The sequence below is a fragment of the Mycobacterium sp. E3198 genome, assembly GCF_001667015.1.
In the GTDB taxonomy this organism is placed as follows: domain Bacteria; phylum Actinomycetota; class Actinomycetes; order Mycobacteriales; family Mycobacteriaceae; genus Mycobacterium.
Genome location: NZ_LZIS01000257.1, coordinates 62,387 through 77,741, shown reverse-complemented (window position 1 = coordinate 77,741; position 15,355 = coordinate 62,387). Strand labels below are relative to the sequence as shown.

General features: G+C 67.5%; 16 protein-coding genes. 7 read left to right on the top strand and 9 right to left on the bottom strand.

Annotation, left to right across the window (positions count from 1 at the left end; all coding sequences use genetic code 11):
- On the bottom strand, positions 1 to 625 hold a 625-nt coding region (locus tag A5673_RS26275), incomplete at its 3' end, for a hypothetical protein (RefSeq protein ID WP_082958969.1).
- Between the two features lie 66 nt (positions 626 to 691).
- Between A5673_RS26275 and A5673_RS26270 the strand changes: the two genes are divergently transcribed.
- A complete protein-coding gene (locus A5673_RS26270; protein WP_082958968.1) occupies positions 692 to 1,465 on the top strand; it encodes a hypothetical protein in 774 nt (257 codons plus the stop codon).
- Here the strand turns inward: A5673_RS26270 and A5673_RS26265 are convergent, their stop codons facing one another.
- Positions 1,466 to 1,843: a hypothetical protein gene (locus A5673_RS26265; RefSeq protein ID WP_068239396.1), complete on the bottom strand. Its 378-nt coding sequence runs from the start codon at positions 1,841 to 1,843 to the stop codon at positions 1,466 to 1,468.
- Between the two features lie 60 nt (positions 1,844 to 1,903).
- Positions 1,904 to 3,682, bottom strand: a complete 1,779-nt coding sequence (locus A5673_RS26260) for an NAD-binding protein (RefSeq protein ID WP_068239393.1) — start codon at positions 3,680 to 3,682, stop codon at positions 1,904 to 1,906.
- 210 nt (positions 3,683 to 3,892) lie between these two features.
- Here A5673_RS26260 and glnA point away from each other — a divergent pair, with 210 nt between their 5' ends.
- The gene (glnA, locus tag A5673_RS26255; protein ID WP_068239390.1) at positions 3,893 to 5,329 is read left to right on the top strand and encodes a type I glutamate--ammonia ligase; all 1,437 of its coding nucleotides are present in this window, start codon (positions 3,893 to 3,895) and stop codon (positions 5,327 to 5,329) included.
- 66 nt (positions 5,330 to 5,395) lie between these two features.
- Positions 5,396 to 6,838 (top strand): C45 family peptidase, encoded by a 1,443-nt coding sequence (locus A5673_RS26250; RefSeq protein ID WP_082958967.1) that lies wholly within the window; start codon positions 5,396 to 5,398, stop codon positions 6,836 to 6,838.
- A gap of 4 nt (positions 6,839 to 6,842) precedes the next feature.
- On the opposite strand, the gene A5673_RS26245 is transcribed toward A5673_RS26250, so the two are convergent.
- A complete protein-coding gene (locus A5673_RS26245) occupies positions 6,843 to 7,562 on the bottom strand; it encodes a M15 family metallopeptidase (protein ID WP_082958966.1) in 720 nt (239 codons plus the stop codon).
- A gap of 54 nt (positions 7,563 to 7,616) precedes the next feature.
- Here A5673_RS26245 and A5673_RS26240 point away from each other — a divergent pair, with 54 nt between their 5' ends.
- The gene (locus A5673_RS26240) at positions 7,617 to 9,131 is read left to right on the top strand and encodes a serine hydrolase (protein WP_082958965.1); all 1,515 of its coding nucleotides are present in this window, start codon (positions 7,617 to 7,619) and stop codon (positions 9,129 to 9,131) included.
- A 16-nt stretch (positions 9,132 to 9,147) separates the two neighbouring features.
- Here A5673_RS26240 and A5673_RS26235 read toward each other — a convergent pair whose 3' ends face one another.
- Positions 9,148 to 9,618: a DUF732 domain-containing protein gene (locus A5673_RS26235; protein ID WP_197518476.1), complete on the bottom strand. Its 471-nt coding sequence runs from the start codon at positions 9,616 to 9,618 to the stop codon at positions 9,148 to 9,150.
- A gap of 251 nt (positions 9,619 to 9,869) precedes the next feature.
- The gene (locus A5673_RS26230; RefSeq protein ID WP_197518475.1) at positions 9,870 to 10,463 is read right to left on the bottom strand and encodes a DUF732 domain-containing protein; all 594 of its coding nucleotides are present in this window, start codon (positions 10,461 to 10,463) and stop codon (positions 9,870 to 9,872) included.
- A 50-nt stretch (positions 10,464 to 10,513) separates the two neighbouring features.
- Between A5673_RS26230 and A5673_RS26225 the strand changes: the two genes are divergently transcribed.
- Positions 10,514 to 10,765, top strand: coding sequence for a hypothetical protein (locus tag A5673_RS26225; protein ID WP_068239382.1), 252 nt, complete (start codon positions 10,514 to 10,516; stop codon positions 10,763 to 10,765).
- Positions 10,766 to 10,777: 12 nt separating this feature from the next.
- Here A5673_RS26225 and A5673_RS26220 read toward each other — a convergent pair whose 3' ends face one another.
- Both A5673_RS26220 and A5673_RS26215 read right to left on the bottom strand, forming a co-directional pair.
- Positions 10,778 to 11,440 carry a TetR/AcrR family transcriptional regulator gene (locus A5673_RS26220; protein WP_068239379.1) on the bottom strand — a complete coding sequence of 221 codons (663 nt, stop codon included), beginning with the start codon at positions 11,438 to 11,440 and terminating at the stop codon, positions 10,778 to 10,780.
- 104 nt (positions 11,441 to 11,544) lie between these two features.
- Positions 11,545 to 12,249, bottom strand: coding sequence for a TetR/AcrR family transcriptional regulator (locus tag A5673_RS26215; protein ID WP_082958962.1), 705 nt, complete (start codon positions 12,247 to 12,249; stop codon positions 11,545 to 11,547).
- A 365-nt stretch (positions 12,250 to 12,614) separates the two neighbouring features.
- Between A5673_RS26215 and A5673_RS26210 the strand changes: the two genes are divergently transcribed.
- On the top strand, positions 12,615 to 13,004 hold the full coding sequence (locus A5673_RS26210) for a DUF4267 domain-containing protein (RefSeq protein ID WP_068239375.1): 390 nt from the start codon (positions 12,615 to 12,617) through the stop codon (positions 13,002 to 13,004).
- A 14-nt stretch (positions 13,005 to 13,018) separates the two neighbouring features.
- Complete coding sequence (locus A5673_RS26205; RefSeq protein ID WP_068239372.1) at positions 13,019 to 13,846, top strand: LLM class F420-dependent oxidoreductase; 828 nt, start codon at positions 13,019 to 13,021, stop codon at positions 13,844 to 13,846.
- A gap of 10 nt (positions 13,847 to 13,856) precedes the next feature.
- Here the strand turns inward: A5673_RS26205 and A5673_RS26200 are convergent, their stop codons facing one another.
- Positions 13,857 to 15,344: an NAD(P)/FAD-dependent oxidoreductase gene (locus tag A5673_RS26200; RefSeq protein WP_068239369.1), complete on the bottom strand. Its 1,488-nt coding sequence runs from the start codon at positions 15,342 to 15,344 to the stop codon at positions 13,857 to 13,859.
- Between the last annotated feature and the right edge of the window lie 11 nt (positions 15,345 to 15,355).

Here is a 15,355-nt window from a genome sequence, read left to right as displayed (position 1 = left end):
CGTCGTCGGGGACTCTCGGGACGTCAGCATGCGCAGCCGGCGGGATCTGCTGCTCGATCGGCGGGTGGGACCCGGTCTTGGGGCCGATGTCGGAAACCTGCCAGCCATTGCCCACCTTGTTGACGGTGACCTGCAACAGGATGATCGAGACCTTGGGCGTCGGGTTCTGCAGATTGCGGGTGGTTTGGTGGGCCGACACCACCACCTGGTAGACCCCGCCGGGCTGCGCGACCGGGTCGACGGCCAGCACCTCACCGGTGGAGGTGACCTGGGCCTGCAGCATCACGCTTTTGAGCAGATCGCTGGCGTTGACGTATTTGTCTTTGAGCTGCTGCGACACACCGTCTTCGACGGAGCGGAAGAAGGCATCGGGGTCTTCGAAGGTATAGGTCAGCGACTTCAGCGCGTAGTCCTTGGCCAGCTGCGACACGGTGTCGCGATCGGCCTGCTGTCGACGGAGCTCCGCGAGCTGGCCGGTCACCTGGCGATACTTGACGAACCCGACCACGCCGCCGGCGAGCGCCGCCGCCACGAGTACGGCCGCGCCCCATCGCTTCGGGCTGTTCGGCCGCAGCCTGAACTTCGGCGACCGGTCGGGGCGCGCGTCGTCGTCGGGGGCCGCCACGTCGTCGCCGGCCGCCTCCCGCTCCCGCCCCGGCCCAGCCGACGCCGAAACGGTAGGTGCGCGGCTGTGCAGCGGCTGCCGGTCCTCATCGCGATCGTGACGATGGCCACCGCGGGTACGGTGTGCCCCACCGCGGCCGCCGACACCGCGCTGCCGCCGTGCCCGCAGAGCGGCGCACCGATCAGCCCGCAGGCCACGTCGCCGCATTCCGATTGCCGAATGCATTCCGGCGCCCTCGATTTCGCCGTCACCTACTGGTCCGTGCCCGAGCTTTCCGGACCCGGCGCGGTGAAGGTCGTCGTGACCGATCCGTCGGGCGAGGTGGTGCAGACGATCGATGAGCTCCTGGAGCCCTCGAGCCCGGGGGGCGTCGCCTTGAACGACGTCGACGGCGACGGCCGCGACGAGCTGATCATCCCGATCGCGCGACACCCGTTCAATGGCAGCCCCAACACCCGGTTCGCGGTGTGGCGCGCGCCGGGTGACCGCAACCATTACGAACGCACCCAGATGGTCGGGCAGGCCGTCTATCCCAGCGGCGACGGCTATCTGGTGACCAACGGCGGCGCGCTGGACAGCCGGGACCTCACCTTCTATCTGCCGACCGGAGCCGGGTACACGCTCGTCGTGGTGTTGACGATCGAGGCCGAGGAGGTGGACCCGGACACGCACCGGGTGCTGACCGTTGTCTGCCGCGCCCACCAGGAAGACGGCCTCCACGCCGTCGACATGAGCCTGCGCCAGGCCGAGGAGACGTTCTGCGCGTCACCGGCCGCCAACGCCATCTGGCCCGGCGCCGAGCGCATCCAGATTCGGAAGTGGAGACGGGGGCAGCAGTAGCTACGGCGCGCAGTAATCGCGAGCGACGGCCAGCTGTTGTCGCGCCTTGGCGAGGTCGCCGGCGAGTTGCTGCGGGCTGGCCGGTCGGTAGGGGTCGCTCGCGTCGATCTGGGAGGCCAGCATGTCCGAGCGGATTCGGAGGTCGACCGCGGCCGCACTCTTCAAGCCGTGCAGCGGGGCCAGGGCGTTGCGAACCTGGCTTGCCACGTAAGCCGGTGTTCCGGCGGGAGAGATCAGGGCGAACGCGCTCTCCAGCCGATCGGCCGCCGGCACGATGACGCCGCACTCCGCGTCGACGGCGGCCGCCGCCGGCCCCGCCGCCGGGCACATCATGACCGCGACGACCGCGAGCGGCACGCAGAGAACTCGTCGATCCATTGGACCTACCTTTGCACCGCGCGGTCGTTCTGTCGCGAACTTCGCCCGATCCGGCGGTGGTCAGGCGTCCGGCTCCGGCGCCCACCGCGGCGGGCGCACGTCCGGCCGGTGCGGCGAACGCGCCGCCGCCAGTGCCGCCGCCCGTTGCCCGTTGACTGCGGTCTGCGGCGGCGGCTGGCCTTTGCGCAGCGTGGTGATCAGCTCGCGATACGGGCCGATGATGTAGACGGTGTCGCCGGCTTTCAGTCGCGCGTCGCGGCGGGGACGCAACCTGACCGGCCCTTCCGGTCGGGTGATCGCGATCACGCGGGTTTGGGTGGACAGTTCCACCATCCGCAGCCCGTCCAGCTCGCTGCCCGGCGCCACCATCATTCCGCCGACCATGAAGGAGCGCTGCCCGACCCAAAACGTTCCGAGCACTTGCAAACCCATCGCCGCACCGATGAACCAGGGGGCCGCGAGGTCGACGATCGACCGCACGTTTTCGAAGCCGAATTGCCGATTCACCGCCGCGCCCAGCGCCCGGCCCTGCACGCGCATGACGATCGGCACCTTGGTGTCGGAGCCCAGGATCTCCAGCAAGACGATCCCGGTCTCGATGTTCGCCATGTCGTCCTGGTTCACCACCGCCACTCCGCGGGCGCGGTCGACGCGCGCCGATTCCAGCGTTTGGCGCATCGTCGGATCCCCGAAGATCACCGGCACGTCGAGGTCCGCCACGGCCGGCAGGAAGCGGTTGTTCTCGTCCGGCTCGATGACGAGGACGTCGTATCCGGCGGCGCTCAGATCGCTGACCACGCGGACGCCGATGGAACCCAGCCCGACGACGACGACATGGTTGCGCATGTGGCGCGCCCGAAGCCGGCCGGCGGTTTGCACGAAGCGGCGTGACAGCATCAGGTCGGCGAGGAACGCGACGAGGATGGCGGTGACGATCGCGCCGCCGAACATCAACCCGACGACGAACAGTCGCAGGGCGGTGGGCTGTTGGGCGAAGCTGAACTCGCCGTAGCCCACCGTGGTGATGGTCTCGGAGGTGAAATACAGGGCGTCCAGCCACGACATCTGCGGGTCGTGAAAGGTCAGGCGCATCACGGTGGTCGAGACGAGCACGAGTACCAGCGCAAATACCAACGACGGCAACAGCATCGGGTTCATGTCGTCGCGCATGGCGCGCGCGGCATCGATGATCCGCCGCAGCCGGGAGTGGCGCGAGCGCGTCGCGGTCGCGGGAGGCACCCGTATCCCGCGGGCCTCCAACTCGTCCTTGACGCCGATCATCGAGGTCCAGTCGCCGGCGTAGACCCGCAGGTCCCGCCCCGGGCACGGCACCACCTCGCCCGGATTGGGCGAGTTCTTGCCATGCACCACCGCGACCGGCGCCAGGTCGGCGTAGATCTCGCGCAGCGTCGCGCCGTACGGCGCCTCGGCTCCCCAGACGACGAACTCGATGCCGGCCGTCTCGAACTGGTGCGCGTTGCGCGACAGCACGGCCTCCACGAGGGATGGTGTCGCCAGGTCGGCGACGTCCAGGATCGCGCCCGGGCCGCTGACGGCGGTCACCGCCTCGCGCAGCACGTCGTTGGCCAAGCGGGCCACCACACGGACAGTTGGGCTGTATTCCCGTGCCAACAGGGCGATTTCGAGGTTCAGAGCGTCATTGGGCCCGGCGCAGACAACGGCGCGCGCGCGATGCACACCGGCGCCCAGCAGATCGGCGGCGGTGTCGATCCTGATGATCCGCGCGCCGGCGCCCCTGAGCTCCTCGGCGATCGTCTTCGACAGCGGGTCGTCGCCGGCGACGATGATCTCGCGATGGAACTGAAAAATCTCGGCCATCGAGGTGGTCTCGCGCGTTTGTTACTTCGGGGTGTCCGGCATAGGGAAACTATCGGCCACCGGGACGGAAAGTGCCACCCGAGAACCCGGGTCTTCCTGCGACGCAACAGGTTCGACTCAAGCTCGTCACGCGGACGAAATAGTCGTGGCGTAGAGAGAGCCATCGCAACACTGCGGCCCACGTGAAAAGCCTTGCGCAAAGGAGCATCTGTGTCCGAAAAGACGCCCGACGACATCTTCAAACTCGCCAGGGATGAGGACATCGAGTATGTCGACGTCCGGTTCTGCGACCTGCCGGGCACCATGCAGCACTTCACGATTCCGATCTACGCGTTCGACGAGAACGTGTTCGAAGAGGGCCTGGCCTTCGACGGCTCCTCCATCCGCGGGTTCCAATCGATCCACGAGTCCGACATGCTGCTGCTTCCCGATCCGGAAACCGCGACGATCGACCCGTTCCGCGCCGCCAGGACGCTGAACCTGAACTTCTTCGTGCATGACCCGTTCACCCTCGAGGTGTACTCGCGCGATCCGCGCAACGTCGCCCGCAAGGCGGAGAACTACCTGATCGCCTCCGGCGTTGCGGACACCGCGTACTTCGGCCCGGAAGCCGAGTTCTACATCTTCGACTCGGTCAGCTTCGACTCGCGGACAGACACCTCGTTCTACAAGGTGGACGCGACGTCGGGCTGGTGGAACACCGGCGCGGAGGCCGAGTCGGACGGGGGGCCCAACCTCGGCTACAAGGTCCGTCCCAAGGGCGGGTACTTCCCGGTGGCCCCCACCGACCACTACGTCGACCTGCGCGACGAGATGCTCACCCACCTGAGCCGGGCCGGCTTTTCCCTGGAGAAGGGTCACCACGAGGTGGGCAGCGGCGGTCAGGCCGAGATCAACTACCAGTTCAACACCCTGCTGCACGCGGCCGACGACCATCAGATGTACAAGTACATCGTCAAGCAGACCGCGTGGCAGGCCGGCAAGACCGTGACGTTCATGCCCAAGCCGCTCTTCGGCGACAACGGCTCCGGCATGCACTGCCACCAGTCGCTCTGGAAGGACGGCTTCCCGCTGATGTACGACGAGACCGGCTACGCCGGCCTGTCCGACCTCGCGCGGCACTACATCGGCGGTTTGCTCTACCACGCGCCGTCGTTGCTGGCCTTCACCAACCCCACGGTCAATTCCTACAAGCGCCTCGTTCCCGGGTACGAGGCCCCGATCAACCTGGTCTACAGCCAGCGCAACCGCTCGGCGTGCGTGCGCATCCCGATCACCGGCAACAACCCGAAGACCAAGCGGCTGGAGTTCCGTTGCCCCGACGCGTCGGGTAACCCGTATCTGTCCTTCGCGGCACAGCTGATGGCCGGGCTGGACGGCATCAAGAACAAGATCGAGCCGCCCCCGCCGGTCGACAAGGACCTCTACGAGCTGCCGCCGGAAGAGGCCGCGGAAATCCCGCAGGCGCCCACCACTCTGTCCGCGGTGATCGACCGCCTGGAGGAAGACAGCGAATACCTCACCGAGGGGGGCGTTTTCACACCCGACCTGATCGACGCGTGGATCACCTATAAGCGCGATTACGAGATCGCCCCGGTCAATTTGCGGCCAACGCCATATGAGTTTGCTCTGTATTACGACGTCTAGCCGAACGTTAATCGGGACTCGATGTGGGTAGGCCAAGGACTGACTGTCGACTTACCGAAAGAACCCATGACCACCCAGCCGAAAAACTCAAGCCCCGAACCGTACCGAAGCGTCCCGCCGTTGCGCCGCCCGGTGGAAGCCACCGAACTCACCGCCCAACAGCGGGCATGGCTCGACCAGGCGTCGCGCCGCGAGGTCGACGGGTGGATCCACATCGCGGTCAAAGGATCGCCGGCGGCGCGCGGCTTTCAGTACGGCTACCTCGTGGCCGCCGAGTACGCGGAGTCACTGCGCGTGCATCGTGAGATGACTTACCAGCACACCGGCATGGATTACGAGTTCTTCGTCGACAAGGCCGGCGAATTGCATGCCGACAAGGTCCCCGGCGAGCTGCGCGAGGAGATGGAGGGGATCGCCGCCGGCCTGACCGCGGCCGGAGTCCCGGCGGGGTTCAATGACGTGCTCGGCATGAACGACTGGATGGAACTCACCGGATATTGGTGGCCGAAGCACTCCGGTCGGTACAGCGCCTTGGCGCCCACCGGCAGCCAAGGCACCCACTGCAGCGCCTTCGTCGCCGCGGGCAGCGCGACCGTCGACGGATCAATCGTGATGGGGCACACCAGCTTTACCGACTTCTGGCAGGGACAGATCGAGAACGTCATCTTGGACCTGACGCCCGAAGACGGCAACCGGATGGTCCTGCAAACCGCGCCGGGCTGGGTTGCGAGCATGACCGATTTCTGGGTGACCGGCGCCGGGCTGGCCATCTGCGAGACGACGATCAGTGGCTACGACGGGGCGAAGGGTTATGACGAAACTCGCGCACCGGAGTTCGTTCGCGCGCGCAACGCGGCTCAGTACGCTCGTGATATCGACGACTGGGTCGAGATCCTCAACACCGACAACAATGGGGGTTACGCCTGTTCGTGGTTGATCGGTGATGTCAAGACCGGTGAAATCGCCCGCTACGAACAGGGTTTGCTGTATCAGAGCCTGCTACGCAAGACGGACGGCTACTTCTGGGGCGACAATGCGCCGTGGGACCCCCGGATCCGCAACCTGGAATGCCGAGCGACGGGATTCAGTGACATTCGGTCACCGGATGGCGCGCGGGAGGTTCGCTGGCAACAGCTCCTTGCCGGGCACGACGGCCACATCGACGTTGATGTCGCCCGCCGAATGCTCGGTGACACGTTCGACCCGTATCTGGGCCACGTGCAACCGTCCGCCCGGACAATTTGCGCGCATTACGACGTCGATCCTTGTCAGTTCAACAACGTGACGGCGTTCGTCCCGCACGGATCGGTGGACGGCAAGGTCGTCTCAGCCGCTGATGTCGAGTCGATGAGCATGTGGGCGAGGTTCGGTCGGGCCGACGGCGCCGAGTTCGTCGCCGAGGACTTCCTTCGCATGCACCCGCAGTGGAATTGGCAGCGGGGCTATTTGAAGGATCGACCTCACCAGCCTTGGTCGCATATCAGCGCGGCCGGCCCGTCCGGCTCCTGACGGCTCAGGACCGCTCGAAATGCTGGTAGTCGAGGGGAGCCGTCCAGGCGCCGCCCCACCGCCAGCCGCGGTCGGTGAAGACGCGAACGGCCGGGTCCCCGTCGTGGAGGAGTCCCGGGTCGGTGCGGCTGCGGTCCACGTAGGGCGCTGCGTTCGCCGGTACGAATGCGCCGCCGGAGTAAACGCACGGGTTAACGAGCGGGTTCAGGTCGATCGCCCGGCCGTACGCGTGTGGAGACCATTGATCGGATCCGGGGATGCCGCGGCAATTGAACGCCGACGTGTTGTTGTCCGCCATGGATAGTTCGTCGTCGGCGGCCGGGTAGTGGTCGAGCGTGCGGATCTTCCCGATGGGAAAGCGCAGCCGGTAAAGCTGCTCGAAGATCGTGATGACCTCCGGCACCAGGTCTTCGTGCACGATCAATGCGCCGCGGTGAGTCTGGCCGTCAAAACCGAGGTGGTCGACGTCGACCCGCCGGAGCTGCGCCGGTTGGACCGGACAGCCCGGCCGCCAGCTCGCGCCGAGTTCCGCGGGAGTCACCGGCGCAACGGTCGCGGCGGCGGGGGACGTGGCCCCAGGCGCGGACGGCGTGGCGGTCGGCGGTGGCGGTGCGGCCACCCGCGGTGGCGGCGTGGGGGCGCACTGCGCCAGCACGACGGCGGCTGCCGCCGTGAGGGCCGGCGCCAAAAGCCTCCGGCGCCGGGTCGTGAATGGGGATGCCACCGCGCATCAACTATAGGACTGCGCGCGGCCAAGCCGCCGACTTAGGCTTGCGGCATGCCCGGTAAGCACTCGGTGCGCAAGGTCCTTGCCGTCGGCGCCGTCCTGCTTGTCCTCGCCACGGCTTGCTCGCCGGGCGACGCGGCGCACACGGCGGTCAGCGAGACACCGCCGGCGTCGCCGGTCCTGCCGGTGTCGCCGGCGCCGCCGGTGCTGCAGCCCCCACCCGAACCGCCGGCACCCGAATTCGCCGCCGTCTCCACGTTGATGAACGACGCGATCGCGGCGCGGCGACTGCCGGGTGCGGTGGTGCTGGTCGGGCACGGCGGCAAGGTCGTCTTTCACCAGGCTTATGGGGAGCGCAAGCTGGCCGGCGAGATGGGGCTGGACGGGTCGCCCGCGCCCGCGGAGCCGATGACCGAGGACACCATCTTCGATTTGGCCTCGCTGACAAAGTGTCTCGCAACCGCGACTGCCGTCATGCAGCTGTACGAACAGGGCAAGGTGGCGTTCGACGATCCGGTACAGAAGTATCTGCCGGACTTCAACCCGGCGAACGACCCGCAGCGCGCCGAGGTGACGGTCCGGATGTTGCTCACGAACACATCGGGCGAGGGGATCGACGTCAACCTGGGCGACCCGTGGGGACTGGCCGGCGCCGACAAAGCAGAAGGCATCCATCGCGCGCTCAGCACGCCGCTGCAGTCGGGCCCCGGCGCGACCTTCCGCTACTCCGACATCAACTACATCCTGCTGGGCGCGCTGCTCGAAAAAGTCGCCGGCGAGGCCGAAGACGTTTACGTTCAGCACAACGTCTTTGCGCCGCTTGGGATGAACGAAACCCGCTATCTTCCGGCGGCCAAAGCCTGTGGCCCACACGGGCTTCGAGGGGCCGCGGTGGCGTGGGTTCCCCCGCCGACGCGACGCGAGCCCGAAAGTTGCCCCCCGGAGGCATGGAACGCCGGTCTCTTGCCGCGCATCGCGCCGACAGCCCTCGACGAGGAAAGCCGGGCCGATCCGAGCAAGAACCCGGATTATGGCTACCTGCTTCGCGGCACCGTGCATGACCCGACCGCGCGTCGCATGGGGGGAGTGGCCGGGAATGCCGGTGTGTTCGCGACGGCGCACGATGTCGGCAGCTATGCGCAGGCCCTACTCGATCGGCTTGCGGGCCGGCCGAGCAGCTTTCCGCTGCAGACCGCGACCCTCGCGCTGATGACGACTCCCCAGCAGCCCGGTCATTCCGCGCGCCAGGTCGAAGCGGCCAATGAAGCCGTCCGGGCCGGCCACTACCCGGCGATCGGGGGGCAAAACCTGTTCGGCTTCGGCTGGGACATCGATACGGGCTTTTCCAGGCCCCGCGGCACCGTCTTTCCCGTCGGCAGCTTCGGCAACACCGGCTTCACCGGAACCACGTTGTGGATGGACCCCGGCTCAGATACCTATGTCGTGCTGCTCTCCAATTCGATCCACCTGCGCGGCAGCCCACCGATCTCGGATCTGCGTGGTGAAGTGGCCACCGCCGCGGCCCAGGCATTGCGCCTGTACGGCAGTGCCCCGCGGCGCAGATAGGGAAGCCGCCCCAGACCTACTTCTGCGCGCTCGGGCAATACGCGGTGATGGCGGACTGTGCCAGGTGCTCCGCGTCGTCGTGGGTGAAACGCATCGGCCACCGATTGCCGGCGGCGGTGTCCTGGTCCTGGGCGGACAAGATGTTGTTCACCGTCAACTCGAGTGACTGCGGGCGCGGCGGCAACAGCAAAAAGCAGGTGTGGTGGCCCAGCTCCATGAACCGCTGCCGGATCGCGGCCTTGCCGTTGTCCTTGATGCCGTAGCCGTCCAGCAGGGACAGGAATTGGGCGTCCGCTCCGTCGGCCGGGGCAATCGCCGCCGACGACGCGCTGATCGTCACGGTCTGCGGACCCGGCGAGGTCGCCGTCTTGTCGCGCGACAGGTATACGCCCACGGAAATGAGGCCGGCCAGGCCGGCCGCGGCGAAGGCTGCCGCCGCAACCAGGACACCGGCGGGCGTCTGCCTTCGGCGAACTGGCCGTGGCACGTGACGAGGCGCCGATCCAGTCGGGACATCGCGGCCCTCGACAGTCATCCGCCGCCTCCTATGACTCCCGGATGCGCGGCAAGGGTGCTGCCACTTCGCGGACCACGTCTACCCCCTGCCGGGCTTCCCCGGGTAATGCCACGTCCAATCAATATCGCACCGTTTGCATTCCTCGGTTTCAACGACACGTCACTAGTCGATGTCGAAGTGTGTCACTTCTGCGGCGGTCCGTACAGGATATCGGCGCCTTGCTACGGCCCTCCGCCGACGAGGTTGGCGTTCTGCGGACAGTAGGCGTGCACGGAGATGCTCACGTACGTCTCGGCGTCGAGCCCCGGGTTGCTCTCGTGAAACGCGCTGACGATCTGGGGCACCGGTACCCCCCGACCGATGTCGGTGCACACCGTCTTGCCGTTGGAAATGGCCGCCTCGGGATTGGCGAACGAGATGCCGTGGTCGTTCAGGTTCTGCACGTACTTGTTGTCCTGGTCCGGCGTGGAGACGATGGACGACGGCGCGGCCGAGGCCGACGGGGTGGCAGGCGTGGACGCCGCGCTGCCCTTGGGCGCGGCCGGCGAAGCGCCCTTGGGGTCCGGGCTCAGCAGCCAAAAGGTGAGAATGATCGCCCCCGCGAGGGCGAGACCACCGACGAGCAGCGCACCGGCCTTGCGCCACGTGGCGCTCCAGGATTGGCGGTCGCTGCCCGCGTCACCCCCGGCGTCGTCGTCGTTGTCGTGCGGGGAGGTGCGATCGGCGGCATCCGCTGCTGGGTTGTTGGGTACGGCAACCGTCTCCGCGCGGTTGAGCGCGAACGTTTCGTCGCCAGCCGGGGACGGCTCGGCCATGACGGCCATGGTAGCGAATCCCCAACCGCCTGTGAGACCCTCACATCTCGATGGACCTGCTGCGGCGCGTGCTGCAATACGAGGTCAGCGTCGGGGCGCTGATCGAGGTTGCGTTGTGGCTAGCGATTCCCTACCTGGCCATCGGCTTCGGCTGGGCCGTCCTGCACACCGAGGAAACGCAGCGAATGCAGACGCGGCTGGAAAGCGTGCTGCCCGCAGGATCCGACGTCGCGGCCTTCGGTTTGACGGTGGCGTTGTGGCCGGCGTCGCCGCAAATCGCCGCGGCCTGCCCGGCCAAGTAGAACGGCCTGCGCTCAGCCGGCTCCGGTGCGCCGCCCGGTGACCTGTTCGATCCGGTGCTGCGAAACGCCCAGTCCGCGCAGGCAGAACCGCAGCGCACGTTCACGAACCACGGTGCGGTCCCAATGATGTGTGGCCCACTGCCGCTGCGTGCCGGCCCACACCACGCCGTGGATGGATTTCGCGGCGGTCGTCGGGACGATGTCTTCGAACACGCCGAGTTCGAGGCCGCGCTCCAGCTGCTCGACGAGCGGTTCGAGTATCGCGCTGTAGGCGGGGGCGACCATCTCGGGAGAGGACACCCCCTTCGAGTGGGCGTCCAGGGTCAGGCGGCGGCCGCCGTTCTCGGCGCCTTCGCCGAAGGCGAGTTCGAGTCGCCCGTCGACCCACGCGACGACCGCCTCGACCGGGTCGGCCGTGGTCGCCATTTTCCCTCGCAGCCGCTGCGTTTCGTGCCGGGCCAGCTCCAAAAAGACGGCCGCGACCAACTGGTCCTTGGAATCGAAGTGTCGGTAGAACGCGCGGGTGCTCAGCTGCGCGTGTTCCAGCACGGTGGCGACGCTGAGTCCGCGGACGCCGTGCTCGTGCATCGATCTCGAAGCGGCAGCCACGATGGCGCACCGCACGTTGGGGTCGGGATCGAGCTTGTTCCGTCGTCGCGTGAGGGGGGCGCTCATGGCCGTCAGTCGAGGCTGGTCCGGTTGCACAGACGTGTCATAGCGCGTAGGTACCCCGTTGAACCGTTAACGGAAACATTAATTTCAGGAGAGGTGCGTTTCCGCTAGCTCGCGGCTTCGTTACGCGCGGTGAGCTCTTCGATGATGTGGGGCGCCACGCCCAGCCCGCGCAGGCAGAACCGCACCGCTCGTTCGCGGACCTCGTTGCGGTCCCAGTGATTCGTCGCCCACTGCCGCTGGGTGCCGGCCCACACCACGCCGTGGATCGATTTCGCGGCCGTCGCCGGAATGATGTCCTTGAACACGCCGAGCTCCAGGCCGCGCTGCAGCTGCTCGACGAGCGGTTCGAGGATCGCACCGTAGGCGGGCGTCACCATCTCGGGAAGGGAGAACGATTTCGACTGGGCCTCCAGGGATACTTGCCGCAGTTCCGCTTTGATCTCCTCGTCGAACGCGAGGTCGAGCCTTCCGTCGATCCAGGCGGCCACGGCCTCGACGGGGTCGGTGGCTTCCGACATCCTGGCCTTCAGCCGCGACACCTCGCTGCGCGTCATCTCGAGAAAGACCGCGGCCACCAACTGGTCCTTGGAATCAAAGTGTCGATAGAACGCCCGGGTACTCAGCCGGGCGCGTTCCAGAACCGTGGCGACGCTGAGCCCCCGAACCCCCTGCTCGCGAACCGATTTCGACGCGGCGTCCACGATGGCGCGGCGCACGTCGGGGTCGGGCGCGAGCTTCTTGCGCCGAGGTGTGACTGTGTGGCCGACGTATTGCTGCGGACGTGCTGCCGGATCCCCCTGTCCCGTCATAGTTAACAAAAATAATCCGCTGATCGCTCGTCCACACCGCTTTCGAGAAGCCCGCGCCGGGGCAATCGTCGTCACCGAATGCGCCGGAGCCACCGCAATGTTCGCGGGCGCCCTATTAGACCAATGCGCAATTGTCTGGCTGCGGGATCGGCGTGCAACGCCCACCGCAGGTCTCGGGGTTGTGGTTGGTGGCGTGTGCAGGCCGTAGGGGCGATACGGTCAACAGTTGCTGGCGGAATGTGTTTGCTGAGCGCGTGCGACGGGGCCGGATATTTTTTGCCGGAATCCGGAGGATACGGGTCGTCTGAAAACGGCAATTTCAGTGAACTGTGGTTCACCAGGTCGATCGGCCCTAGGCTGCGGCCATGTCGATTGATCGTGCAGCTCTTTTGGCCGGCAGCATCCGTCTCGCGTCGGGCATCTCCTTCCTCGTCGATCCGCTCCGCGCGAACCGGTGGTGGGGCGATCCGGAAAAGCCGACGCCGACGGCGCAACTGCTGCTGCGCTCGATGGGCTATCGGGATGCGTTGATCGGGGGGCTGCTCGCGGCGGCGGCGCTGCGCGGCAAGAACACCCGCGGCTGGTTTCTGGCCTCCGGCGGCGCCGACGCGGCCGATCTGCTCGGCGGGGTCAGCGTGCACGATGAATTGAAGCCCTCGCAACGGCTGATCGGCCTGGGCGGCGCCGTGGTTGGCGTCGGTGTCGGGCTCTGGGGCGCGACCCGCCGGACTCCGCGAGGGGAGAACTCGCAATGACGACGGGAGCAAGCGTGCGGTTGGGTGTACTGACGTTCATCACCGACGAGGGCATCGGCCCGGTCGAGCTGGCCCGGGCGCTCGAGGAGCGGGGGTTTGCCTCGCTGTTCTTGGCGGAGCACTCGCACATCCCGGTCAACGCCAAGACGCCGTATCCCATGGGCGGCCCCGTCCCGCGGAAGTACTACCGCACCTTCGATCCGTTCGTCGCGTTGACGGCGGCGGCGGTCGCGACCGAGCACCTTCTGCTGGGGACCGGGATCGCGCTGGTCCCGCAGCGCGATCCGATCCTGACGGCCAAGGAGGTCGTGTCGCTTGATCTGGTCTCCCGGGGACGATTTCGCTTCGGCGTGGGGGTGGGCTGGCTGCGCGAAGAGATCGCCAACCACGGCGTCGACCCCAAGGTTCGTGGGCGGGTGGTCGAGGAACGGCTGCGCGCGATGATCGAGATCTGGACGCAGGAGGAGGCCGAATTTCACGGCGACTTCGTCGATTTCGATCCGATCTACAGCTGGCCGAAGCCGGTCACGCGGCCGTACCCGCCGCTCTACCTGGGCGGGGGGCCGGCGAGCTTTGAGCGCATCGCCCGGCTCAAGGCCGGCTGGCTTGCCATGAGCCCGTCGGCGGATGCCCTTTCGGGTCAGATCGCCGAACTGCGCGCCGCCGCCGGCCACGACGTGCCGGTGATCGCAACCCACATGGGGAGGCATTCGGCGCAAGAACTCGAGGGCTACCGTGCACTCGGGCTGGAACAGGTTTTGGTGGAACTGCCCACCGAGCCCCGCGGCGAGACTCTGCGCCGCCTGGATGAGTTGCAGGCCGAGTTCGCGACACTGGCCTAGCGCCGCGCCGTCAGCTCACCGCGGTTTCGACCAGCGACCAGTACTTCGCTTCGCGCCCGGTCAGCTCGTTCGACGTGATCGCACCGAAGGCTGCGGCGTCGCGCGCGAATCGAGTTGGCGCGGCGGCCAACGCGTCCGGGCCGTCGAGGCGAAAACAACTGGGTGCCAGCGGACCGAACAGCAGGGCCCGCCGCAGCCGCGGCCAGTCGTCCAGATGTGGCTCCACCCCGGCGGCTCGGGCAAAAGTGGTTGCCGCGAGGTTCATTTGGGTTTTCTGCGGTAACCCTCGCCGCGCGCGATATGCACCGATCGATCTGCGCTGGTCGTCCTCGGCGGTGGCCGGGATGGCGCCGCCCCACGCGTACGCGATCCACCGGGCTTGAAGTTCCAGCGGCACAAAGTATCCGCCCGACTGGTCCCACATGCCGACGAAGGCCATGCCGGGCAGATCGGGGTGGAACGTGTAGCGGTCGGCGTCCATATGCACCGTGTCGAGGTCGAGGATGGCGCGGACCTCCTCGCTCAAGAAGGGCAGGGACAAGGTGAACCCGGTGCCGAACACGATCCCGTCGAAGTCCTCGGCATTCCCGTCGGCGAAGGTGACGCGCGTGCCCGCGATGGCCTTCATCCACGGCCGCATTGTGATCCGCCCCTCGGCGACGAGCGGCAGGTAATGCTGATTGAGCGTCACGCCGGCCGCCAAGAGCGACGGGTCGGGCGGCGGCGCCCCGTACTGCTCGGGGCTTCCCGCCGCCTCGACGACGATCTCCCTCAGCTGACGGTCGATCTCGGCCGCCGGAAGGCGCTCGCTCGCCAGGGCGCCGTATCGCGTGTAGATCCGGCTATCTGAGGGCACGCCAGCGGCGAACTTCGGCAGGACATACCTTTGCCGCCGCTGGGTCACCACCACCCGCGCCGCGCCCAGGTGCGCCAGGTCCGCGGCGATCTCCAGGGCGCTGATCGCGCAGCCGGCCACCAGAACGCGTTTGTCGCGGTACGGCGCGGGGTCGCGGTACTGGTAGCTCGCGATGGCCCCGGCGGCCCCGGCGAACGTCTCGAGACCTGGCACCGCGGGGATGGCGGGCGTGTGGAACCTGCCCGTTGCGACCACCACCCGCGCGAAGACCTCGTCGGCGCCGCCGTGACGGACGATCCACCCCGCGCTGTGACGTCCGATCAGGTCGACCCGCGTGTCGAGCCGGATGCGGGGGGTGAGGCCGAACTTGTCGGCGTAGCGATGCAGGTAGCCGAGGATTTCGCGGTTGGGCGGGTAGACGAGGTCGGTCTCGGGCTCGAGGTCGCCGAAGGCGGTCAGGACGCGACTGCTGTTCGTGTGCATGCCCGGCCATACGCCGCTCAGCCCGGGCAGGCCCGTCCACTGCCCGCCCAGCATCGGCGCCTTCTCGAAGATCGTCGGCTCGAAGCCCTGCGCCAGGAGCCAGCGCGCCGTGGCCAGCCCACCCGGGCCCGCGCCGATCACGGCGACGCTTCTGGTCACCCTGGAACTGT